Origin of the sequence: Methanobacterium lacus (genome assembly GCF_000191585.1) — an archaeon.
Lineage (GTDB): Archaea > Methanobacteriota > Methanobacteria > Methanobacteriales > Methanobacteriaceae > Methanobacterium_B > Methanobacterium_B lacus.
Map to the genome: position 1 here is coordinate 1,610,538 of NC_015216.1, position 23,587 is coordinate 1,634,124.

The 23,587-nt window shown below is 37.3% G+C and carries 18 protein-coding genes and 1 tRNA gene; 4 read left to right on the top strand and 15 right to left on the bottom strand.

All coding sequences use genetic code 11. The annotated features are described in order from the left end of the window. Positions 1-152 precede the first annotated feature (152 nt). Positions 153-455: a hypothetical protein gene (locus tag METBO_RS07845; RefSeq protein WP_013645158.1), complete on the top strand. Its 303-nt coding sequence runs from the start codon at positions 153-155 to the stop codon at positions 453-455. 75 nt (positions 456-530) lie between these two features. Here METBO_RS07845 and METBO_RS07850 read toward each other — a convergent pair whose 3' ends face one another. From METBO_RS07850 to METBO_RS07865, 4 genes are all read right to left on the bottom strand, one after another. After that, positions 531-1,715 carry a hypothetical protein gene (locus METBO_RS07850; RefSeq protein WP_048186413.1) on the bottom strand — a complete coding sequence of 395 codons (1,185 nt, stop codon included), beginning with the start codon at positions 1,713-1,715 and terminating at the stop codon, positions 531-533. An 89-nt stretch (positions 1,716-1,804) separates the two neighbouring features. Continuing rightward, positions 1,805-2,245 (bottom strand): hypothetical protein, encoded by a 441-nt coding sequence (locus tag METBO_RS07855; RefSeq protein WP_013645160.1) that lies wholly within the window; start codon positions 2,243-2,245, stop codon positions 1,805-1,807. A gap of 151 nt (positions 2,246-2,396) precedes the next feature. Then, positions 2,397-2,801 carry an Ig-like domain-containing protein gene (locus METBO_RS07860; RefSeq protein ID WP_013645161.1) on the bottom strand — a complete coding sequence of 135 codons (405 nt, stop codon included), beginning with the start codon at positions 2,799-2,801 and terminating at the stop codon, positions 2,397-2,399. A 304-nt stretch (positions 2,802-3,105) separates the two neighbouring features. Further along, a tRNA-Leu gene (locus tag METBO_RS07865) sits at positions 3,106-3,188 on the bottom strand. A gap of 526 nt (positions 3,189-3,714) precedes the next feature. On the opposite strand from METBO_RS07865, the gene METBO_RS07870 reads away from it, so the two are divergent. Beyond that, positions 3,715-4,011, top strand: coding sequence for a hypothetical protein (locus METBO_RS07870; RefSeq protein WP_013645162.1), 297 nt, complete (start codon positions 3,715-3,717; stop codon positions 4,009-4,011). A gap of 43 nt (positions 4,012-4,054) precedes the next feature. Here METBO_RS07870 and ppk1 read toward each other — a convergent pair whose 3' ends face one another. The 6 genes from ppk1 to METBO_RS07900 form a co-directional block, all read right to left on the bottom strand. Next, a complete protein-coding gene (gene ppk1, locus METBO_RS07875) occupies positions 4,055-6,169 on the bottom strand; it encodes a polyphosphate kinase 1 (RefSeq protein ID WP_013645163.1) in 2,115 nt (704 codons plus the stop codon). Beyond that, positions 6,150-7,073 (bottom strand): Ppx/GppA phosphatase family protein, encoded by a 924-nt coding sequence (locus METBO_RS07880; protein ID WP_013645164.1) that lies wholly within the window; start codon positions 7,071-7,073, stop codon positions 6,150-6,152. The genes ppk1 and METBO_RS07880 overlap by 20 nt, the downstream gene beginning before the upstream one ends. A 563-nt stretch (positions 7,074-7,636) precedes the next feature. Then, the gene (locus METBO_RS07885) at positions 7,637-8,329 is read right to left on the bottom strand and encodes an ABC transporter ATP-binding protein (protein WP_013645165.1); all 693 of its coding nucleotides are present in this window, start codon (positions 8,327-8,329) and stop codon (positions 7,637-7,639) included. Positions 8,330-8,350: 21 nt separating this feature from the next. Then, entirely contained in the window at positions 8,351-9,493 is a 1,143-nt protein-coding gene (locus METBO_RS07890; RefSeq protein WP_013645166.1) for an ABC transporter permease, read from the bottom strand. 217 nt (positions 9,494-9,710) lie between these two features. After that, positions 9,711-10,346: a TetR/AcrR family transcriptional regulator gene (locus METBO_RS07895; RefSeq protein WP_013645167.1), complete on the bottom strand. Its 636-nt coding sequence runs from the start codon at positions 10,344-10,346 to the stop codon at positions 9,711-9,713. 375 nt (positions 10,347-10,721) lie between these two features. Further along, entirely contained in the window at positions 10,722-10,964 is a 243-nt protein-coding gene (locus tag METBO_RS07900; RefSeq protein ID WP_013645168.1) for a hypothetical protein, read from the bottom strand. A gap of 538 nt (positions 10,965-11,502) precedes the next feature. On the opposite strand from METBO_RS07900, the gene METBO_RS07905 reads away from it, so the two are divergent. After that, on the top strand, positions 11,503-15,276 hold the full coding sequence (locus METBO_RS07905; RefSeq protein ID WP_013645169.1) for a PAS domain S-box protein: 3,774 nt from the start codon (positions 11,503-11,505) through the stop codon (positions 15,274-15,276). A gap of 171 nt (positions 15,277-15,447) precedes the next feature. Next, entirely contained in the window at positions 15,448-15,807 is a 360-nt protein-coding gene (locus tag METBO_RS07910; RefSeq protein ID WP_013645170.1) for a response regulator, read from the top strand. 31 nt (positions 15,808-15,838) lie between these two features. On the opposite strand, the gene METBO_RS12825 is transcribed toward METBO_RS07910, so the two are convergent. From METBO_RS12825 to METBO_RS07935, 5 genes are all read right to left on the bottom strand, one after another. Next, on the bottom strand, positions 15,839-17,833 hold the full coding sequence (locus METBO_RS12825; protein WP_013645171.1) for a histidine kinase dimerization/phosphoacceptor domain -containing protein: 1,995 nt from the start codon (positions 17,831-17,833) through the stop codon (positions 15,839-15,841). 141 nt (positions 17,834-17,974) lie between these two features. Next, a complete protein-coding gene (locus tag METBO_RS07920; protein WP_013645172.1) occupies positions 17,975-18,835 on the bottom strand; it encodes a phosphate ABC transporter substrate-binding protein in 861 nt (286 codons plus the stop codon). A gap of 31 nt (positions 18,836-18,866) precedes the next feature. Then, positions 18,867-20,450 (bottom strand): MFS transporter, encoded by a 1,584-nt coding sequence (locus tag METBO_RS07925; RefSeq protein WP_013645173.1) that lies wholly within the window; start codon positions 20,448-20,450, stop codon positions 18,867-18,869. Positions 20,451-20,690: 240 nt separating this feature from the next. Then, on the bottom strand, positions 20,691-21,893 hold the full coding sequence (locus METBO_RS07930) for a cation:proton antiporter (RefSeq protein ID WP_013645174.1): 1,203 nt from the start codon (positions 21,891-21,893) through the stop codon (positions 20,691-20,693). A 106-nt stretch (positions 21,894-21,999) separates the two neighbouring features. Then, positions 22,000-23,262 (bottom strand): chloride channel protein, encoded by a 1,263-nt coding sequence (locus METBO_RS07935; RefSeq protein ID WP_048186624.1) that lies wholly within the window; start codon positions 23,260-23,262, stop codon positions 22,000-22,002. Between the last annotated feature and the right edge of the window lie 325 nt (positions 23,263-23,587).

Here is a 23,587-nt window from a genome sequence, read left to right on the forward strand (position 1 = left end):
GATTCGTAAATTCCACTATTTTTAGTTTGAATCTATATACGAATATTCATAAAATAATACAAAATTTTATATGTATAAAGTTTTAAAGTAAAAATTTAAGAGTTATTATTACTTTAGGAATGTTTTGATAAAAAATTTTGGAAAGTGTTCTAATGTTAAAGAAGTTAGTATTATTATTAGTTTTAGTGATGGTAATTGCCCTAAATTCACAAACAATAGCTGCAGCGGATTACCACAAAACTTACCATTTATATGATCGATTTATTATAGATACCTCTGCTCCATTCCTCTGCGAGAATTCTGATTTTTGTATATTCAATTACAAAACTGAACATGTAACCTACGACCAGGACCACTACCTAAACTACTTCGTAGCAAGGGACTGTGGTAAAGCCGTGGTGGTGGATCCCGGAGTACACGGAAATGATTACTACTACATAACCGTCGTTGAATAAAATCCAAAATTTTCTCGGAAATTTCTTGAAAATAAAAGAAAATGATCTATGGTTAAGTTATCAGAGTATTAATTTTTAAACGACAAAAATTTTAGTATCAGATCTGCAATGGTTCATTTTACCATCATACTTTACAACTAGGTTGTAGCAGCCCTTCTCAGTTAATGTGAACTCATCTGGATTTGAGTTATATGTGAAGTAATTGGTCATGGCACTATCATTCCACACAAGGCCACCATTGGTTCCATCAAGATTGGATTTGTAGACAAAAAAATCCAGATAGTACCATGGTATAGGGCGCCATGCGGGTTTGTTATACCAATCCATACTCATACCATCTTCATACAAGTACAGTCTTGCCTGTAACTTTATTGGACTTCCAGAGTGTACAGTTATATCCCTTAATGGGCAACCATACTTCCCAGCTATCTTGGTATCGCCCAGCACAGCATTTTTTCTGGGCTCAACAAAAATTTTAGCAGTTGCATTACAAGGTCTTGCAATGTCTCCCTCATATTTAACAACCAGGTTGTAGGTACCGTTGTAAGTATCAGCTTCAGATAATGAAAACTTGTCTGGATTGGCATTGAAAGTGGCTAAATTGGTCATGGCAGTATCATCCCAAACAAGGTCTCCACTGGATCCGTCGGGATTGGTTTTGTAGATATAAAAATGCAAATAGAGGCCAATTTTATCGACCCAACATTTGTTAATTGAAGTGTTTTCGTTACATAAATGATCATAAACAGAAATTCTTGCCTGCAGTTGTGTTAAATCTCCATCACGTACATGTATATCTTTTAAAGGTTCCCTATCAGGACCTGTTATTCTTTTATCCCACAGTTTGTAATTATTTTGAGATTCTACAAAAATTTTAGCAGTTGCATTACAGTGACGGAGTTTTCCATCGTATTTTACAACCAGGCTGTAGGTACCGTTCTCAGTTAATTTGAACTCATCAGGATTGGCATTGCCAGTAAAAAAATTGGTCATGGCAGTATCATTCCAAGCAAGATCACCATTGGTTCCATCTGGATTGACTTTGTAGATATAAAATTCTAAATAACGGCATGTTTGAGGGATCCAGGTAAAAGTATCGGTAGTAAAAGGCAAAAAGTACCAGTACAGCCTGGCCTGTAATTCTATTGGACTTCCAGCACTGACTGTTATATCTTTCAAGGATTTACCATCAGCACCTGTTATTTTAGTTGGATGAGATGACTCAGATGCACCAAACAGGGGTTGGACAGTAACAACCACAATAAACACAAAACCAAGGATAATAATTTCAGATTCATTAATTTAACTCCCATTTAACTCCATTTACATTAAAAAAAAATGAAAAAATATTAAACAACATAGATTTTAGCAGTTGTATTACAAGGTTTTAGGCTTCCATCGTACTTCACAAACAATCTGTAGTTACCCTTTTCTAATTTGAATGTATCTGGATTTGCGTTGGCTGTGAAGAAGTTGGTAACTGCAGTGTCACTCCAAACAAGATCTCCGTTGGTTCCATTGGCATTTAATTTGTAGACGTAGAAATCTAGATAGCGAACTACTTGGGGGATCCATACAGGTTTAGAGTCATCAACTGTGTAATAGAACCAGTACAGCCTAGCCTGTAATTCTATTGTTTCCCCTGCATTTACAGTTATATCTTTCAGTGGATTACCAAATTTATCTGCTATTTTGGTGTCTTCAAGCTGGGGATTTGAAGCAAATATTGGTTGGGCCACAGAAAATGCAAACATAACCATCAAGAGCAATGGTAATAACTTTGTTTTCATATTTATTAAACCTCCCAGTTAAACTTGTTACTTTATAATTTAAAAGTTATAGTATATAAATAAATAGAATTATATTCAATAAATTGTTAAAGAATTATACAAATCACGATATATGCCCTGTTTAAATTCAAAAAAAATAAAGTTTAAAAAATTAAACAACTGTCAACACTCCTGTACTTACACTGGGTGCGAAGTTTTCATCACCCTTAAATTCTGTTTTGATGCTGTAGGTGCCTGGATTTTGTGGTATGTAGTAGTACAGTAGTGCATGGCCATTTGGGCTTGTGACAGCAATGTAATCATGGGGATCTCCGTCTACTTTGAAGGTTATGCATTTATTTGGTACTGCTTTTCCATGTTCGTCAGACAGGTATGCCTTTAGAAATGTGTAGTGTCCAGTTGATCCATGAATGTTGTTCACAGTGAGATCAGTAGCTTGAATACTGTCTCCAGAGACCAACGCTGATACATGGGATCCACAGTATCCCAGTGTCAATGCACATGTTAAAACCAACAAGAACGTTGCATAAGTAACCTTGTTGTTAATCATCTTCATTTTATCACAACCTAGTTGTACCCGTTTATTTTATTTGAAAACATTTGTTTGTACTTGGAAATTATTAAGTACCAAGTTAGCTCAAGTATTTCTGGAATTAGATTGGTTTTGTGTAGTTTTTTTACACCTCCAAAAATATTGTTAATACTTTATTTGTAATTAATATTATTAATGTTTTATGAGAAACCAGAACCAACTATCTTGCGAGAATGAGTTTAAAAAAATTTGATGAAAAAACCTGGAAAATTTTTGATAAACATATCTGTAAAAAAAAAGAATTGACTTAAAAATAGAGAAAAGTGAGTGCAGGAAAAGGGATTCGAACCCTTGTAGGCCTACGCCAGAGGATCTTGAGTCCACCCCCTTTGACCGCTCGGGTATTCCTGCATAAAAAACTAAAGTTGTATTAGTCTGTAAATTTTGTTGATTTGTAACAGTCCACAAAAATACATTCCAAAACTTACTATTCTATGTTAATCCACAATTAGTTATAATATTAACTATTTTAGATTCCATCAAAATAAGAATATGGGGAAGATGACTCAAATAGTAATTATTCAACATTTAAATGTTGATCATCCCAAATAGAACTAAAATAATTCATTTTCAATGAAAAATAACTGGTATTTACTAGGATTTTATAATGGAACTTTCATCAGTTGATTTTTATAAAAAAGAATTTAGTATATTAACTTGTACCGACAAATACTATTAATGAAGATGGGTTTTATTAATTTTTGAAATATGAATTTAGTTCAAAAGCATGTATCTTCCTAAAATTTTTAAAGATTTTCATTCAAAATTTGAGGGATTAATTCACACCTCGATTTTATATTTTAATAGATTTTTTTTAACCTACTAAAATATTTTCTTTTAATTTGGATTTCAATTTGTTGATCAAAAAAAATAGGAGATGGTTTATATCGCCACAAAAAATGAATTAAGAGAGTTAAATAAGGAGTTAGTTGAAAGGATACGTGCTGGGGAATGTGGAGAGGTCAATATCCATGAAATGTTAAAAGCCGTAAGTGTGCTGGATACAACCATTGAAGGACAAACTTACTTGATTGATCATGGGACAGATGAAAAATTTGGTGAACTAGTGGATAAGTTGAACAACATAACCCATGACATGAGGGATGGTAAAATGAACATCACCGATCTCACAGCCAAGTACACCCAAGACCTACCCCAAGAACAAAAAATCTAATCCACATATATCATATGGATTAAACTTTTTTTTAAAAATATATTCATTTAAACAAGTGTTTAAGTCTTGAAAAGAAGGATATTTCCTCTGTTTCTTCTTCTATGATCCTGAAGTCATCGTGCATGAAGTAGTTCTGGGAGTCTATGAGGTCAACACCCCTTATGATCTTCTCGTAATCCCCCTTGTCATTGATCCTTCTGGCCTTGAGGTTGTCGTTTAGCATGATGTTCAGTATGCTCATGATCCTCTTTTTTAGGACGGATTTTTCTATTGGAAATGCTATTTCAACCCTTTTTTCGGTGTTTCGTGTCATGAGATCAGCACTTGAAAGGTATATCTCGAGATCATCACCAGTTCCAAAGCAGTATATCCTGGAATGTTCCAAAAACCTGCCCACAATACTTATGATTTCAATGTTATCTGTTTTACCAGGTAACCCTGGAATTATACAGCATATACCACGAATTATTAATTTCACCTTAACACCTGCTTCTGATGCTTTCTGTAACATGTCTATAAGTTCCCGGTCCGTTAGGGAGTTCATTTTCATGGTTATGGCTGCGGGTTTTTGGTTTCGAACCTTTTCAATTTCAGCCTCGATCTTCTCGATGAATTTGTTCTTCAATCCACAGGGTGCGACCAAAAGCTTTTCGTAGTCACCGTTTATGTTGGAAATTGCCATGTTCTTAAAAAACAGCATTGCATCTTCCCCAATTGCCTTGTCTGTGGTTATAAAGTTCATGTCTGTGTAGAGTTTCACTGTTTTTTCGTTGTAGTTGCCTGTTCCAAGCTGAGTTATGTACTGTATTTTGTTTCTGTCCCTACGGGTTATGAGGCATATCTTTGAATGAAGCTTGTAGTCTTCAAAGCCGTAGAGAACTGTGCAACCTGCTTCTTGAAGCAGACCTGCATAGTGGATGTTGTTTGCCTCATCAAATCTGGCCCTGAGTTCTATTATCACAGTCACATCCTTACCATTTTCACATGCCTCAAGCAAGTACTTGATAACGCTCGATGATCTGGCCAGCCTGTAGATGGTTATCTTAACTGAAATAACATTTTCATCATTGGCAGCCTCTTTAAGCAGCCTTAAAAATGGTTCTATTGAATCATAGGGGTAGTTGAAGAGGAAGTCCTTTTTCTTGAGCTGTGAAATAATGGATCCATCCTTCACTGTGTCTGGTATTTTTGGGTTAAATGGTGTGAAGGAGAGTTTGTTGAATATGTACTCGTTAACCTCCTTAACATGACCGTAGAGATCGAAGACATAGCTCATTTCAAGGGGTGTGTTTGAGACAAATACCTGATTTTTCTGGATATTTAATTTTTCACAGAGAAACTTGGTCAGCTTAGAATCTGAATATTTATAAAATTCCAGTCTGATGGGAGCTAAACGGGTTCTTTTCCTTAAAATTTTCTTCATGTAACCCCTGTAATCTTCATCATCATCCAAGTTGGAGTTTGAAAGAACTACATCTGCGTTTCTTGTCACAGACACCACAGTCTTGAACTTCACCTTGTAATTTGAAAACACTTCCCCTGCATATTCGTAGATTATTTTTTCAAGCAGTATGAAGCGATTCTTATTTTCTGGCATGTAAATTAACTTAGGCAGGGATGATGGTATGGGTATGAGGCCGTAGAGTGTTTCAGACTGATTTTTAAGGAGTAGCATCACGTTTAATGATTTGTTCAACATGTGTGGAAATGGGTGTTGAACATCGATGACTTGGGGTGAGAGTACAGGGAATATGAAGTCGAAGAAGTACTTGTTTACAAATTTCATCTCATCATCTGTGAGGTCTGAAAATTCCAGATCTACAATTCCCTCATCCTTTAAGAGCTGATTTAACGAGTCAAATACATCATCACGATCTTGGTATAAATATTTGGTCCTGTCGTAAATCATGTCTAGCTGATCATGGGCATTTAACCCTGTTTTGTTGTCCAAATACTTATCATCTACAATTGATAAATCGTAGAGACTTCCACATCGTACCATGTAAAATTCATCCAGGTTGCTTGTGAATATGGATATGAATTTTAAACGTTCGAGCAGGGGAACGAACAGATCCTCTGCTTCTTCTAAGACTCGTTTATTAAATTTTAACCACGATAATTCTCGATTTTGTGTGTAACTATAATCCCATCGTGACATTTGGGCACCTTTTTAATATTTTCTTTTGCAAGTAACCCTCCCTAACACTGAACTTACTTACCTGCACTTTTTCACAGCCGAAGTAGGATGCAACTGCAATAACTATCATCAAGGTGGGCACCAGTAGATGGATCCTTGATGGTTTAACATGCAGTATCTTGTTGTAGGTTTCCTTGGTGTTTCCATGGAGCTGATTTTTTAACTCCATAAACTGTTTAATATCTATAAATTCTTCATCTTTAGATTTTATTTTGAGATCCACCATTAACTGTTCTATGGCGCGGACACTGCCACCTACTGTGCATAGAAATTCTTTTTTTTCGTCATTTTTAACTCCGAGTTTTATTAGTTCGGAGAAAACTCTTTTTTCTATCTTGTAACATTCAAGTTCGGTTGGTATTAAGTTTGAAACGTATTGGTTGTACATTTTAAGCGAACCCACAGGTATGCTGTATTTCTGGGTTATTTCCCTGTTTTTGTAGGGTACAACCTCGACACTGCCCCCTCCAACATCTATTAAAACTCCATCATCCTCTTTTATGGAGGACAGTGATCCTAAAAAGCTCAGCTCACCCTCTTCGCTGCTTGATAAGAGATCGATGTCGATCCCAACTTCATCCTTGACAATTTGAATGACCTGGGCACTGTTTTTGATGTTTCTAAGGGATGCTGTTGCAAAGAATCTGTAGTTGTCTATTTTCAAATAGTCCAGATCGGTTTTTAAACTTTTAAGTACATCTAAAAGCTTCTCTATTCCTTCATCCGTTAAAATTCCCTTTTTAACGTAGAATACCAGACCTAAACTTTCCTTTCTCGAAAATATTATGTGCACAGCATCTGCGTTGCTTCGGTAAGCATTTAATTTAACTGAATTTGAGCCAATATCAATAATTCCTACTGTCATTAGAATTACAACCTCTTAAAATGTTTTTTTTAAAATATCATCAAGTCACGGCATTTTTTTGTGGAAACTAGTGAAAATTTAATTCATAATTTTTAGTGTCACTGATTTCCCTAAGATCGTGGCCATGGTAATATTTTTAGTTGAAATAACTGATGTATTTAGTGAATTAACGGTGTGATACTGGATAGGGACCAAAACAGTGCCCAACTACACATCTCACAAAACTGGTTTGATTAATGTACTTCAAGGATTGCTAGTGAGCTATTTAAAATAGGTTTGAATTAAATCGAATCCTTGATGTTTCTACCAACTTTCCCCCCATTTTGGTGTTTTTTAAGTGAATTTCTGAATTATTTTATTGTATCGTCAAACCAACTATATAAATTATGCTATTTAAGAATTTTATTTCACATAAAGAGAACAAATATTGTTTGTTGGAAAAAAAATGTGAAAACTAAAAATCATAGAAAAACAAGAAATAATCTAAAAAATTGATTGACTATCCCCAGCGGAAAAAAATGTTATCTCTAAAAGTAAAAAAAATAGAACCTGAGGGTTTAGTTTTAACCCTCTTTATTTGGTTCTATTACTCCATCTCTAATTCTAAGTATCCTTGTGTTTTCGGTGGTTTCAACGTCGTGGGTTACCATTATCACGGTTGTGCCCATATCGTTTATATCGTGGAGCAATTTCATGATGTTTTCTGTTGATTCTGTGTCAAGGTTTCCTGTTGGTTCATCTGCCAGTATGAATTTAGGTTTGTTTACAAGGGCACGTGCAATTGCCACCCTCTGCCTTTCTCCACCCGATAATTTGGCAGGGAGGTGATCCAGCCTGTGACCCAGACCCACACACTCTAAACACTCCTCTGCACGTGCTCTCCTAGCTGATTTATTCAACTTTTTATCTCCGCTCAAGTTTCTCATTGGAAACTCAACATTATCACGAACACTCAGTGCAGGTAGTAAGTTGAAGGTTTGGAAGATGAAACCTATCTTCTCTGCCCGAACTTTAGTGAGTTCAGATTCCTTCATCGAAGATATTTCCCTGCCATCAATGGTGAGCTCGCCCTCTGTTGGAGTGTCAAGACATCCTATTAAGTTCATGAGTGTTGATTTCCCAGAACCTGAAGGGCCCATGATAGACACAAATTCTCCCTCATCAACAGTTATATTCAGTCCCCTCAGTGCGTTGACCTTCACACCACCTAGATCATAGGTTTTCCAGAGTTCTTTACCGTTAACCAAATTTTGCATTTTAAACAATCTCCTTTATTTTTATTCGTACCTTAAAGCCTCAATTGGACTTATTTTGTTTGCAAGGTAGGCTGGAAGTAACCCTGAAAATGTTCCAATAACCAGAACTATAACCGCAACCTGCACTATCACAGATGTGGGCAGTACGAAGCTGAAGTTCGTGGCCCCCATGAGAATTCCCAGTAAACTGTACACAGGGGAAATAAGAAGTATACCAATTATACCCCCTATGGAACTTAGAATCAAAGATTCATAGATTATTAACAGCATTATAGATCGTTTCTTGGTTCCTAATGCTCTCATGGTACCTATGTCCTTTGTTTTCTCCTTCACAGACATCATCATCACGTTCATGATGAGAACCATGGACACTGCGAAGATCATGATGATGACCATATTCATGAAGATCATGACTTCCTTCAACTGATTGTCAATGGTTTTCTGTGTGTCCTTCTCTGTGTAAACATCGTACTTTGGATAGGCACTTTGGAGGGTGTCTTCAACAGTTTGCTGTGAGTTTCCATTTGATGGTACCATTATGACTGTTGATACTAAACCTTTCCTGTCTGAAATATTCTGTGCATGGGCCAATGACATGACCATTGAACTGTCTATGGTTAATGGCCATCCACTTCCCACTTTTTTCATTATTCCAACAACCTTGAAGGTTTCGTTGTTGACTGTGATGGTGCTTCCAACTGTGGAATTGTAGGTTTTCGCAGTTTCAGAGCCGATTATAACTGCATTATCTGCTTCACCCACCAGTGAACTTTTCCCTGTTACTGTTGCGTTTCCAATGAATGCATCTTCCCTACCGGGCGAGAGTCCAACTACCATTGTCATTCCCCCGTCATCGGTTTGACTTCCCTGTAACGGTGTGAAAAGTGCGTTGGTACTTTTTTGACTGTCAACTACGCTGTTGTTTAATACTTCGTTACCCAGGCTTTCAGTTATCACACTTCCTGCAGGTGGGTAGCTGGTTCCATTTTGTTCGAAGTACATCTTTCCATGCACTGTTCCAAGATCTCCCTTGAGACCTGAAACCATTTCATACATAACCACATTAATTACACCAATAAGCAAAACACATGCCATGACCCCTATTATGCACATGGCCGCCCTGCTCTTTTTGGCTTTAAAATCCTTAAAAGCTATATCTAACATTTAAATTTTACTCCCCTTGATTAATTTACCCCAAATATTTTTTTAAAGAATTATCTATGGACTTCATCACAAAAAAAATGAGTCCTAATATCAATGAAATGAGAAAAAAATTAGCTGCAGCTGAGATTCACTGCCAATTTCCTATTTTAATCCCAAATTTTAATTTAATGGTTGGTTTACTGATTATCTTGTAAATTCAAGTCTGTCTTGGCACCATTTAGCTGGTTTTGCTGTTTTCAATGGATCGAATTGATATGTCGAGTGTTTGGTTGAATAGATCATCATGTGTGAGTCCATATTCGTCTAGGTACATCTGTGTGACTGGGCTGATGTTGTTTATGTTGTTTGAAGTTGATAGTAGGTACAAGGCCGTGACAACTGGGTCAATATCATCTCTCAATGTGCCGTCTTCTATTCCTTCTTTAATTGAATTTACTGCCAATTTGAAACTGGTTTTCCTGATTTTCTGTAGTTTTTTGAGTGTTTTTGAATCATCGATTTCGAACATTTGAGAATGGTAGTAGGCATCGTAGTATCCTGGATATTCCCGGTAGAAATCATAGTAAAACTTGCATACCCAACGCACCTTATCAATTCCATTGAGATCATGGGACAGCAGTTCTTGGAATCTTTCGTTTATCATTTTGGCTGCGCGTAATGCTATGGAGGCGTATATGTCTTCCTTATTTTTAAAGTACTGGTAAAGGGTGCCCCTGGCCATCTCTGCTTCCTGGGCTATGTCGTTCATGTTAACTGTTTCATATCCCTTGGCAAAAAATAGTTTTTCTGCGGCATCAACAATATCGTTGCGTCTTAATTCCAGTTCACGCTGTTTTCTCTCGGCTTTAGTCAAATTTACCACCTCCAGAGAATCTTTTTATCAGTTTAATTTATTTAAAATATTTTCAGATGAACCTGGTTCATCAAGTGACACGAGTTCAAAGTAAATTACACTTATAATTCTTATCATACACTACATCAAAATATCGAACACTATGTCAGTATAATTAACATTATGTTTTCTTGTATATAAGTATTGAGTATACAATCACAAAAACAGCCCAGAACTAAATTTTCAATCAACAATCATCCCATCATTGGAAGAACTAATTGATTCAAAAAAAATAGTGCTGATGGAAAATAGTATGGAATATCAACCTAAAATATTTGAGGAAATATCTGCCAGGGACACAAAGTTTCAGATAACTCAAAAATCAATTAATTAAACTTAATTTTTAGCAATTTTTTCCCCTTTAACAGTGAGGGTAATGTCCTGGCCATCATAGGTTTTAGATCCCTCGTATTCTATATATCCCCTGTACTCAAGATCTCGAATGTACACATCAAGCTCATGATCGTCCATATTCAATTCATCTTCCAAATCATTGCAAGATACAGCAGGATTTTCGGGATTTTCCTTTTTTGCCTTAGATAATAATTTTAATATTTTCTTTTTAGTATTTTCATCCATTATAATTTCTCCAAATAAAAAATAAATATAGCTTTCTTAACTAATATTTGAACCCAATACTATTAGTATTTACTTATCAATCCTTCAACTTTTTTTTATTTCCCCAATAATAAGTCATATTATCCCACTTTCAACTGCAAAACATCCAGTGTTATTGTTACTAAACTCCAAAAATTGCTTGAAATTAAAAAAAAAGTAGGATTATCTTGAATTTGCTACTTCCGTTTCAATGGTTTTATAAATAGGGATGATATTACGATTATTAGCTTCCAAGAATTATATCCCTCCAACAAATATCAAACAATTATTTCGACTTCTATAAATTATGACATTTAATATTTGAGATTAAAAACAAGTCCAGAGCCCCCACATCAATCCCTGAGTTTCCAAAGATTTGAATAGTTTACAATTAAAATGATGTAAAAAGTGTGGAAATAAATGAAAAACTCTAAATCTTTTTCTAAAATATATACGACCAATCAAACATCTGAAAAAACTTATTAGAGTTAAAACAATAAAATAATAGAGGTTGGATTTTATGGCAGGGAAGAAAATTCTGATTGTTGAAGATGAAACTGTAGAAGCCTTGGACATCAAGAAAATGCTGGAATCTTTTGGTTACGATGTTCCATCCGTCGTGCTAAACGGTGCGATTGCAGTTGAAACTGCCAAAAAAATCAGACCAGACCTTATTTTAATGGATATAGTTCTCAAGGGAGAACTCGATGGAATAAATGCTGCTAAAAAAATTAAAGAACTCAACATACCAGTCATATTTTTAACTGCACACTCCGATAATGAAGCCGTTGAAAGGGCTAAAAAAACTGAGCCATACGGTTACATAGTAAAACCCTACGACCCGATCGATCTTAAAAATACCGTGGAGTTTGCATTGTACAGACATTCCATGGATGAAAAATTAAAAAAAAGTGAAAAGAAGTACAGGAATATCATTGAAAATCTTCAAGATGCCTATCTTCGTGCAGACAATAAAGGTACCATTATCATGGCCAGCCCATCTGCAGCCCGCATGTTCAACTACAGCTCATCAAAGGAGATGATTGGGCAGTCGGTGCTAACTATTTACAGTGACCCTGATACCAGGAACTTAATGCTTGAACAGTTGGAGAAACACTCTAAACTTGAAGGCTACGAATTTGAGGGTTTAAGAAAAGATGGCACAACATTTTGGTTGTCCATGAATTCACAGCCCTACCATGAAACTAACAAGGTTATGGGTGTTGAAAGTTTTCTAAGGGACATCACAGAACCCAAGGAATCTGAAAAAAAAATTGAAAAACTTTACAGACTCTACGCTACTTTGAGCCAAATAAACCAAGCAGTAGTCAGGATCAATGATCAGGAATCTTTCTTCAAGATCATATGTAACGTTTGTATAGAATTTGGAAAGTTTAAAATGGCATGGATAGGGTCTGTTGATGAAGCCACAGGCAAGGTAACACCATTAGTGCATACAGGATCTGAATCAGGCTATCTGGACACTGTAGATGTGAATGTTAAGAAATTAAACAGCCCCAGTAACAGGGCGATGAAAACTAAAAAATTCATACTCATAAAGGATGTGAGGGAAGAGCTGAATAGACCATGGGTCAAAGAAGCTATCAAAAGAGATTTCAATTCAATGGTTGTCATTCCAATAAAACTCAAAGCACGTGTGATTGCCATGCTCTACATCTACTCCTCTGAAGTAAACTTCTTCACCCATGAAGAACTGGATCTCATAAGGGAAATGGCCATGGACATATCCTTCGCAATAACCACATTAAATTCTGAAAAGGAACGCAAACTACTAAGCAGGGCATTAATTGAAAGTGAAGAAAGCTACCGTGAACTGGTTGATAATTCAATAGTTGCTATCTACAAAACAAACCTTGAAGGAAACATCTTGTTTGCGAACAATGCAATGGCAGAATTTTTTGGGTTTAAATCCATCAAAGAACTGTTTAAAACCAATGTAAAAGATCTTTACATGGATATAAATGACAGAAAGGTTTTGATGGACAGGTTGTTGTTTGAGGGAAGTATAAAACAGTGCGAAGTTGAAATGGCCACCCAAACAGGAACCCCCGTCAGCATTTTACTGAGTGCGAAGTTGAACGATGATGAGATCTCAGGTATGATGATGGACATAAGCCAGTTGAAAGAAGTTGAAGCCGAACTTAAAAACAGCGAAAATAAATTCAGGGCACTGGTTGAAAATGCTTCAGACGCCCTTTTGGTCCATGATTATGATGGAAACTTTGTTGATATCAACAAAAAAGCCAGTGAGAGTCTAGGTTACACCCGGGAGGAGTTTCTACACATGAATGTGGCCGACATAGACCCAGATTTTGATCTAGAAACTGCAAGGAAAACCTGGAAAAGTATCATTCCAGGATCATCAAACACCATCTACCGCAACCAAATACGAAAGGATGGAACTCAATTTCCTGTTGAAATAAGCTTTGCAACAGTGGATATTGAGGGTAAAAAATTATACATGGGACTTTGCAGAGATATGACCGACAGAATAAACTCTGAAAAAGAACTGAAGGCCAGTGAAGAGAAGTACCATTCCATATTTGACTATTCCATGGACGCCATTATTCTCTCAGTTGTAAATGAAAAGATCACCGATGCGAACCATGCTGCTGTAGAACTGTTCGGTTACAGCAAAGAAGAGTTTCTACAACTTTCAAGAAATGATTTAATAGACCCTGGAGAAGAAACAAACCATATTTTTCATACAAATACCAATTTAAATAGTTATTATCAGGTCGAATTAAATTTAAGAAAAAAGGACGGGACTAAATTCACTGCAGAATTACTTTCATCCAATTATTATGATAGAGCCGGAAACGAAAAGAGTGTAACTCAAATCAGAGATATTAGTCCGAGAAAAATCGCAGAAAAACGCATTAAAGAATCTGAGAACAGGTACAGAAAAGTTGGACAGCTCATATCAGATTTTGCATATTCATGCAAACAAGACAGTGACGGAATTTATAAAAATGAATGGATAACTGATTCTTTCTTCAATATAACAGGATTTAATAAACAAAAATTGCTTAAACACGGAAATTGGCTTTTCACTGTCCATCCCAATGATGAAGAAATTGCAGTTAACCAGCTAAACAAACTCAAACCTGGGGAAACCAGCGTTGAAAATTTCAGAATCATCACAAACCATGGGAAAATAATATGGCTCGAAAACCATTTGGAATGCGTCGAAGATAACGGTAATTTAAGGTTGTATGGAGCTGCCAAAGACATTACTGAAATTGAAAGAACAGCATCTGAACTCAAGTTAAACGAGGAAAAGTTCAAGGCAATCATCAACAACTCATCGGACCTCATAAGAATACTCGATAAAAACTGTAAAATTGTGTTTGATTCCCCATCCTCCACCCGTATTTTAGGCTATCCTGAAGGTTCACTCGTAGGTACAAGTCCCTTGGAACTCATACATCCAGATGACAGGGACCAAGTTGAATCTGATCTGGAAGAAGTGTATAAAAATAAAAATCCTGGCACACCCTCAGAATTTAGAATATTGAAATCTGATGGAACCTACTTACCTGTGGAATCCGTAGCCCAAAACATGTTCAATGTTCCAAGTGTGAAGGGCATTGTTGTAACAACCCACCCCATAAAACAACGAAAGGAAATGGAAAATGCCATTAAATCCTCACTCAATGAAAAGGAGATTCTACTGAAGGAAATACATCACAGGGTAAAAAACAACATGCAGATCATATCAAGCCTTTTAAATCTTCAAAAGGAATATGTGGATGATTTAGAGGCAATAAATGTGCTGCAAGAAAGTCAAAACCGTGTTAAAACCATGTCCATCATCCATGAAAAGCTCTACCAATCAGATGATCTGACACACATCAACATCCAAGAATATGTGGAAAAACTCACAAACGATCTGATGTACTCCTACGCTGCAACAAATGTAAACCCATTTATCGACATCAACAACATTAAAATGAACATAGAAACCGCCCTCCCGTGCGGACTCATCATCAGCGAACTAGTGTCAAACAGCCTTAAATATGCATATTCCAAGGATAAAAACAATGAACTGAAAATATCTCTAAAAAAATATGGAGACCTCTTTGAATTAGTTATAAGCGACAACGGTATTGGCTTACCAGAAAATCTTGATTTTAAAAACACAGAATCTTTAGGGCTTCAACTTGTAAATAACCTAGTAGGACAGTTAGATGGTGAAATAAAACTCAATCAAGACCATGGAGCAGAGTTCAAAATTGTTTTCAAGGAACTCCAGTACAAACCAAGGATCTAAAAAAAAAAGAAATAATTAACTACACAGCCCCCGTAGATAATCTGAAAAACATCGTACTGTGGGTTGTTTATTCAATATCAGTACTATAATTTTATATGTATCGAGTTTAGAAATGTTGAATTGTAAAGGGCTGTATGATTATTGAATGATTAATCTATGGAGTTGCTTTCTTTGGATATTTTAGTAGCTGAACTCGAAGAGCGGACTGTAAACGAACTTAAAAATATCCTTCCAAAACTTGGGCACACCATCGTAGCAGTGGTTTCTTCAGGTGAAGAAGCAGTTCAAAAAACAGTTGAACTGGGTCCAGATCTTGTTTTAATAGACTTAGATCTATTGGGAGCAATGAAGGGGGTTGATGCTGGACGGAAGATCATGGAATATTTAGCTGTTCCAGTAATATTCATAACTGTGTTTACCAAGAACTGTTTAACAATGTCGTTACAGCTTCCGGAAGATGCTCTTACCCTGTCTAAACCCATCAAAGAGGATCATTTGAAGTACGCAATATCAAACCTTTTTAAGGATTAAAAAAAATAAATGAGTTATTTTGGGTTTAGTTTCACATTCTTTCTTTGTAGCTTATTTCTGTGAATTTAAATGAGTACCTTGTTCCATTGCTTGTATCTTTCTCCATTTCCGCATCAAGCTGTTCACATAAACTATGGATGAGCTGCATTCCAAGGGTTTTGCTAGTATCGAGTTTTTCTGATGAAAATCCTACACCGTCATCCTCTAAATTCAAGATATAATATCCATTTACCCTGAAAAATTCTATTGATATGTTTCCCTTTTCCTCTGGAAATGCGTATTTGATGGAGTTGGTTAAAATTTCTGTTATTAAAAGCCCTACCGGTACCGCTGTGTCTATGGACAATGATAGGTTCATGATATCCATTTTAATTCCTATTTCTGTTTGATCCAATCCATAGGAGATTTTAAGCTGCGTTACCAGGTTTTCTATGTAGTTTTTGAAGTTGATGTCTGAGAGATCCTTCGATCTGTAAAGACCTTCGTGAACCATGCTTATGGATTTTACCCTGTTTTCACTCTCCCTTAATACTTGGAGTGAGAGTTCATCAGTAACGTATCTTGACTGCAGATTCAAAAGACTGCTTATTATCTGGAGGTTGTTTTTAACACGATGGTGTATCTCACGCACAAGAAGTTCTTTCTCCTTCAGAGTGTTGTTAAGCTGGGTTATGTCCATGTAGGATATGAGAACATCTTCTGTAGTGGGTATGGTTGTTACAGTCATCATAACATCCTTAACATCCCCTTGTCTGTCTATGAATCTTGCGGAATAAGTTCTAGGTGGATCTTTGTTGTGGGTTCTTTCCCTGCTGTACTCCTTCATCATTTCAAGATCTTTGCCTTTAAAGAAGTTCATCCAGGACATTTTTGATTCAATTTCAATCTTTGAGTACTTGGACAGATATTCAAATTCTGTGTTTACCATGCTAAATTTCCCATCACTGCCATGTATGGTCATGGCTGTTCCGGTGTTGTTGAACACATTTTTGTACTTCAAACGGCTCTTTGAAACAATTTCCCTCGAATTTTCCATGGATTCCAGCATTTGGTTGATGTTGTTGGTGAGGTCTGAAAGTTCGTCGTTCCCCTCCACAGCAAGCCTTCCAGTGGGATCATCCCTCCGTGATATGATCTTCACCCTTTCGGTTAGATGTTTGAGTCTGGCCAGCACCATACTGTCAATGTAAAACAGCACCACCAAAGCCAAAAGTGAGGCTGAAATTACAAACGCCCCCATGGAGTATGAAAATGTTTTATAGGCATTGTTCATTATGGTGTGTGGTTCATCCACTTCCGTATCAAAAATAGCTTCTCCCTGTTTGTTTCTAAGGATAGATATTCCCTGTACATTTTCATTGAAATTATTTATCCATATTGGTGAGTTCTCTGAAAAATTGGAATCAACACCACCGTAGAATGGAAATTGGTTTGAATTTAAAGGTGTGAATGTGAAGCTGCTGTTCTGATTTCCTAGAACCTTAAGAATCTCTTTTGAATTGAGTGGAGTGCCAGTAATTAACGTCCTATCTCCTCCAGATGTATGCATCTTGAGAGATGTTATTAGAAAAGTTTGATTTTTAAGTAACAGTACTCCTTCGGGATTGTAACTATCAGATGAACTGTTTGTAAGTTCATCCTGATGGGATATGTAGGTTTTTACAGGTTCTGTGATGTTTGTGAAGCTTCCATTGGCCTGTGTGTAGTAGTTTGCATATTCGATATTGTTGCTTGGATCTAAAACCATCACCATCTGGATATTGGTGTTGGAAATTAACTGGGCCAGTGAAGTGTCGTTGAAATCTAAGTTCGGGTCTTGTTTAGCTAATTTGACTGTTGTTGAGTTGAGCTCTGATAATTCTTTGATGACCTGTTCATTTAAAATTCCAGCATCGTTGTAGGCTATATTTTCCTCTATATCAGACAGGTTGTCTATAAATAGGAAGTTGGATATGAGGAGAAGCACCAATGTGAGGCACAAAATTGTTAAACTCACAACAAGAAGTGTTTTAGCTCTTAAATTCATAATTTAACCTTAAACATCCTAAATGTTCATATTTACTTTGAACCAGTATTTTCAGCCGAAGTCTGTTGGTAACGGAATTAAATTTAATATATGTTTTTTAGTCATTGTGCCCCACAATGCAGTTTTTCCTGAATGTGTCTTTTATCCTCCAACTGGCCCGATTCCAATACCTGTGTTGGTGTTGTTAGATTGTGAACCGTATTCAACACTGTTTATTATGTTCTGTCCTTCGGTGCTCAGGCTGAAGTCTATGAAGTCCTTGATCTCTCCAGTTGCACTGCCCTTAACAAGGAAGAGCATGGATCTTGTGAGGTTGTAACTTCCGTTTTCAACATTTTCCTGGTTTAAGGTTACGTTGTTGATTTTCAAGGTTTTAACATCCGAGCTTAGGGCATTGTTTGAGACGTATCCTATGGTGTCTGGTGAAACAGCCACTGTTTGTAGGGCACCGTAGGTTGAGGTTGTTACCACGATGTTTTTTGCATATTCATCACCATCCATGATGTACTGCTCAAAGTCGTACCTTGTACCACTACCCTTTTCCCTGATTACAGGGGTGATTTGAATATTGTTACCCCCTAGCGCTTCCCAATTCGTTGTTTTACCAGTGTAGATGTCCTTAAGTTCATTGGTTGTTATGGTGTTTACTGGATTGACAGGGTTCACTATTACAGCAACTGGATCCTTTCCTATGCGGTACTGTGATAGATCTTGGGATTCTGTGCTGCTTAAATTTCTTGATGACATTCCAATGTCCACTTTTCCAGCTTTAACATTGTTTATACCTGCTTCTGAATCCCCGCCCTGCACATCTATTTGGACGTTGGGATGTTTTTCCATGTAAGCCTTGGCCAGTGCAGTTGCAACAGGATATACTGATGTGGATCCTTCAATGGTTATATCATTGGATTGGCTGTACTGAGTTACTCCTGCATAGGCTGCTATTATGATTACTAGGACAGCTACAACAGTTATTATCACGTAATTGTTTTTTAGTTTCATTGTAAAAATTCCTGTCTTTACAAGTTTTTTTTCAAGTTTTTGGATGTCCTCTGTTGTTGAATTTGAAAAGGTCCTTGATCTTGGTCTGGGTGATGCTGTATTTTTTTATGTATCCCTCGAGATCGAAGGTTGAAATTAACAGTATCACACTTAAAACCGCTCCGAAGAGGAATATGCTTTCGAATCCATTCATGAAGTCTGTTGCTTGGGATCCTGTAAGAACCATTTTGCCACTTAGGGCTGATTGTGATATGGCTGTGCTTATTATCAGTCCTGCAAAGGCATTTCCAAGAACTGATCCCAAGTTTTTAGTCAGGGTCATCATGGCTGAAACCTGTGTCTTGTACTCTGCAGGTATTACAGAGAGGAGCATCTTGTTGTTGGGTGATTGGTAAAATCCGTATCCCAACCCTAGGATTATGAAGGCCACTATTATGAAGTACCAGTTGGCACTGGTTTGGAAGCTGTGGATTAGTATGGTTGCGATTAGGCAGCTCACACCGGCAGTTATGGCCAGGGGTTTAACACCTATTTTATCTGCGAGTCCCCCTGCAATTAAGGAAATTATCATGGCTGCAAACCAAACCACACTTATCAGTGTTCCTGATACATTTACAGGCACTCCTATAACCTTTTGGAGGTAGAATGGTAGTATGAAGAGGGCCATGTAGAGTATGATGTAGTTTAGTAGTAGGCCTGTGATGTAGGCTGAAAATGTGATGCTTCGAAACACCGTGAATCTGAAGAGTGGTTCTTCGTGTTTGGCTTCTACCCATACAAACAGTCCTCCGAATATCATTGCGAGTATTAGAAGCACCACGTCGTAGATGTTGAATCCAAATTTTTGTGCCATGATGAGGGTGATGGTTATGGTGAAGAGGGCAGCTGCCTGAAGAATGGCTCCTTTACAGTCGAGTATCTTGGTGAATATTTCTCTACCATTTAACTTGGGGTACTTCACCCTGTATTTCTCCCGTAGATTTAAGAGGTCAAGATCATGGTCAGCTTGGGGTTTTTGTGCTGTGAAGAGGTACACAACCACGCTTAAAAGTCCGAATGGAATGACTGCCAGGAATATGTACTGCCAGCCAAGGTAGGCTGCTATGTAGCCGCCCACAAGGGGCCCTACTGCGTAGCCTCCTGAGAGTGCTATGAGTAAGAATCCAAGTGCAAATCCCAGTCTTTTCTTGGGAAATGTTTTATCAAGAATAGCGTAGTACACAGATGCCATGAATCCAGCTGCAAATCCCTGAACAGCCCGAAGCAGTATTAATGTGTCTGGAGAATTTGAGTAGAAACAGAGCAGAGATGTTACAACCCAGAGCAGTGTTCCTGCTATGAAAAATTTTTTCCTACTCCACAGCCCACCTATCCTTCCAAGGAATATTACTGATATTGTGAGGGTTAGTAGGTAGATGTTGGATATCCAGGTTGCTGTTATGACATCAGCATGATAAAATTCTGTAATGGTTGGTAGGGTGATATTCACCATTCCTATGTAAAAATTGAACATGAAGTTAACAAGACATATGGCCAATAAAATAAACCATAGCTGCTGAGAACTTGTTTCAGATATTAATGGTTTGAAAAAATTTTTACTGATTTTTATTCCAATTTTTCACACCGGTCCCAATTTTTTTTGTTAGTTTTCAATCAATGCTTATGAAACCAACCAATAAATATAGTTTTCTTTATGTGAACTTTTATTCACAATAAGTGTTTTTTATTGTTTTTTTATTGTAAAACTAAGATCACATAAACTGAAACAAACATAGAAAAAAGAGAAAAAAATTTAAATTAACATTTTATACAACTAAGGCTTTAATAAAGAATCTTTAACATCCACACCCACCATTTAAGTTGATTTCCTTTTGATTCTTCGGGCGTAGAGATTTGAGAGTGGGGATGCTGATAATCCATGGGCAAAAACACTCAGGAGTACCGTGACGAAAACCACCGAAATAAAGGTGGTGTCCCCTGGAAAAACATCCAATTCTGATATGGCCAAGAGTGCAAGCACAATTGATGCAAGTCCCCTGGGTCCAAACCAGCCAATGAAAAGGATGGAATCCAGACTCTGCTTGGTTCCAATCAAAGAAAGTGCCACCGGTATCATCCTTATCACAGTCAAACTTAACACTGCGTAGACCACAACCTGCCATGTTATGAGGGGAATGATTGGCAGGATAACTATTCCCAGGAGGAAAAATACTGCTAAATTTAGGAGCTGCCCCTCTGCCTCTGAGAAATCAATTAACATGTCCCCAGCATCCTTAATAACATAGCCCAGGGATAAACCCCCTATGAAGGCTGCTATGAATCCACTCCCACCTATTTCATCCGCAACGAAGAAGGTCATGAGTGCCAGGCACAGGTAGGCGATCCTCTGATATTCTGGTGTGATCCAACTATTTTCTCGGGCCTTGGAGATAATTTTACCCCCTACAATACCTATCAGTAAACCTACAACTGCTCCGAAAATTATTTGTTCCACTGCAACCTCTACAAAGTAACCCATTGGTCTGAAAACTTCTGAAGCCAATCCTATGGCTATGAAAACCAGAAGAAATGGAACTGCTCCACCATCGTTTAATCCGCTTTCGATCTCGATGGTTCTCCTTATTCTTTCTGGCACTTTGATGTTTTGAACAACTATCTGGCCCAGGGCAGCATCTGTGGGTGCGAGAACAGCCCCTATGATACCTCCAACCCACCATGGTATGGATGGGAACAGTAGTACTGCCACCACAACTCCAAATATTATGGTTAATGGTAGTCCCACCATCAAAAGCCGCGTGCTGAGATTGTTTCTAAGGGCCCTGAGACCCACCCTGGAAGCATCTGTGAAGAGAACCAGGACCAGTGCAATCTCTGCTACTAAAAATATGATGGTTGAGTATGGAGGTTTGCTAACATCGATGTAACCTGTCACAGCCCATCCAACAGCCATTCCTGCAAGTATAAATATCATCTGAAAGCTCACTGGCAACCTTCCAATCACCGCCGAAAAAATTGATACAAAAAGCAGTACTACGAAGAAGAAAAGTAACTCTATCATACTATATCACACATCCCACAACAGATCCCTTTTTTTTTATACACCACAGTTCGTTGGATAACACTTGGAAATAAATAAGAAATTGATTTTGAATTGTTTCCAACTTTTACACAGTTTCAACCTCTTCTCCCTTGAGTATGAATCCCCTGGTTGTGGAAAATGCAACCAGTGCAGCTATTATTATTGGGAGGGCATCTTGCGGAGATACTCCTATAATTATTATGCCGATGGCTGCAAGGGCAAATGGAATTGGTACAATTGCTGCGGGTACTGCTACTATCATACATCCCATTGCAAGACCCACAGGCACTGCAGGGAAGATAAGGTGTATCAGGGCACCCATGCATGAACCAGTGAATAGGAGGGGAAATATTGGCCCGCCTATAAATCCAAATCTAAGGGCTCCTGTCAGTGCTGCCATCTTTGCTATGGCAAATATGAGTAGGAGTACTGCACCTATTTCAGCAGCGTTTTGGTACACAAGGAGCATTGAAGTTGTTCCAAGTCCAAGTGTTACAGGCAGTGCAAAAACTAAAAGTCCCAGGAGCAGACCTCCAATTGTACTTCTAATCACAGGTTTCTTGTCCAAGGGTTTTATGAGTCTGTCAAATATCTTGGTAAACACCACAAACAACAGTGCCACAGGTACCGCGATTATTCCCATGATTATCGCCACACCCAAGTGCCAGATTTCCAGATGGTACTCTGGAGGTGATAAAATTCCCAGTAGTGAGGAGTAGTTAAATCCCTGTGAAGCGTAGAATATGCTAAATCCAATCACGGCTGCCAGTCCTGCAATTAAAAGTGTGCCGTAGTAGAGTACAGATTGTTTGTGTTTGGTTTCAAGGAGTATTAAGATCATTGCCAGGGGGGATGTGAATAAACCTGACCAGGCCCCTGAAACACTGCTCAGATAGTTGGTCTTGGTAATTTCAGGATCCAAGTTCCGTTTCTTTGAGATCCAACTTGCAAGACCTCCTGATAACATTCCAGTTGATACCTCAGGACCTAAACTGAAACCTCCAATTATTGAAATGAGGGATGCGAAAACTGATGATGGCATGGGTTTGGGATCTAGGTAACCCTTGTCAAAGGATCCAAACACATCCATCTCCTTAGCTGGAGTGTATCGATGTATGAGTCCAATTATAACCCCAACACCAGTCATTAACAGAACTATCCACCACGGCCCAGAAAATGGTGTCCAGTTCTGGGTGATGTGCGGTACGAAGAAGCTCTGACCAAAATTCATCAACACAACAAATATCAAAGCGGAAATACCACCAATTAAACCTAATAAAAGTCCCCATCCCATTTTTTTCCAGTAAGCCTTCGATCTAAGGTTAAAATTATCTGAAATAAATACCATCCCCATTATTTATTTACAACAATAAATCCCCTGTAGTACAGCCAAGTTCATGATTAAAATCATTGAATATACTATATAATTTGATTTTATACAAATAAAAATATTATAGATTATTTCTTTTAACTTTTATAAATGCCCAAGACCGTAGAAGTTCCGTAATTCTTTATTGAAATCCTAAAAGTTAATGAAAAGAGTTAGGATCATTTATATTTCATCGAAAAATTAAAAAAATAAACCAATCAAATAGGTTTATAGAAATTCTAATAATTATTCACAATATTACTAATAAAAAAATGCTAAATTCCATTTATCATTGTTTAAACAC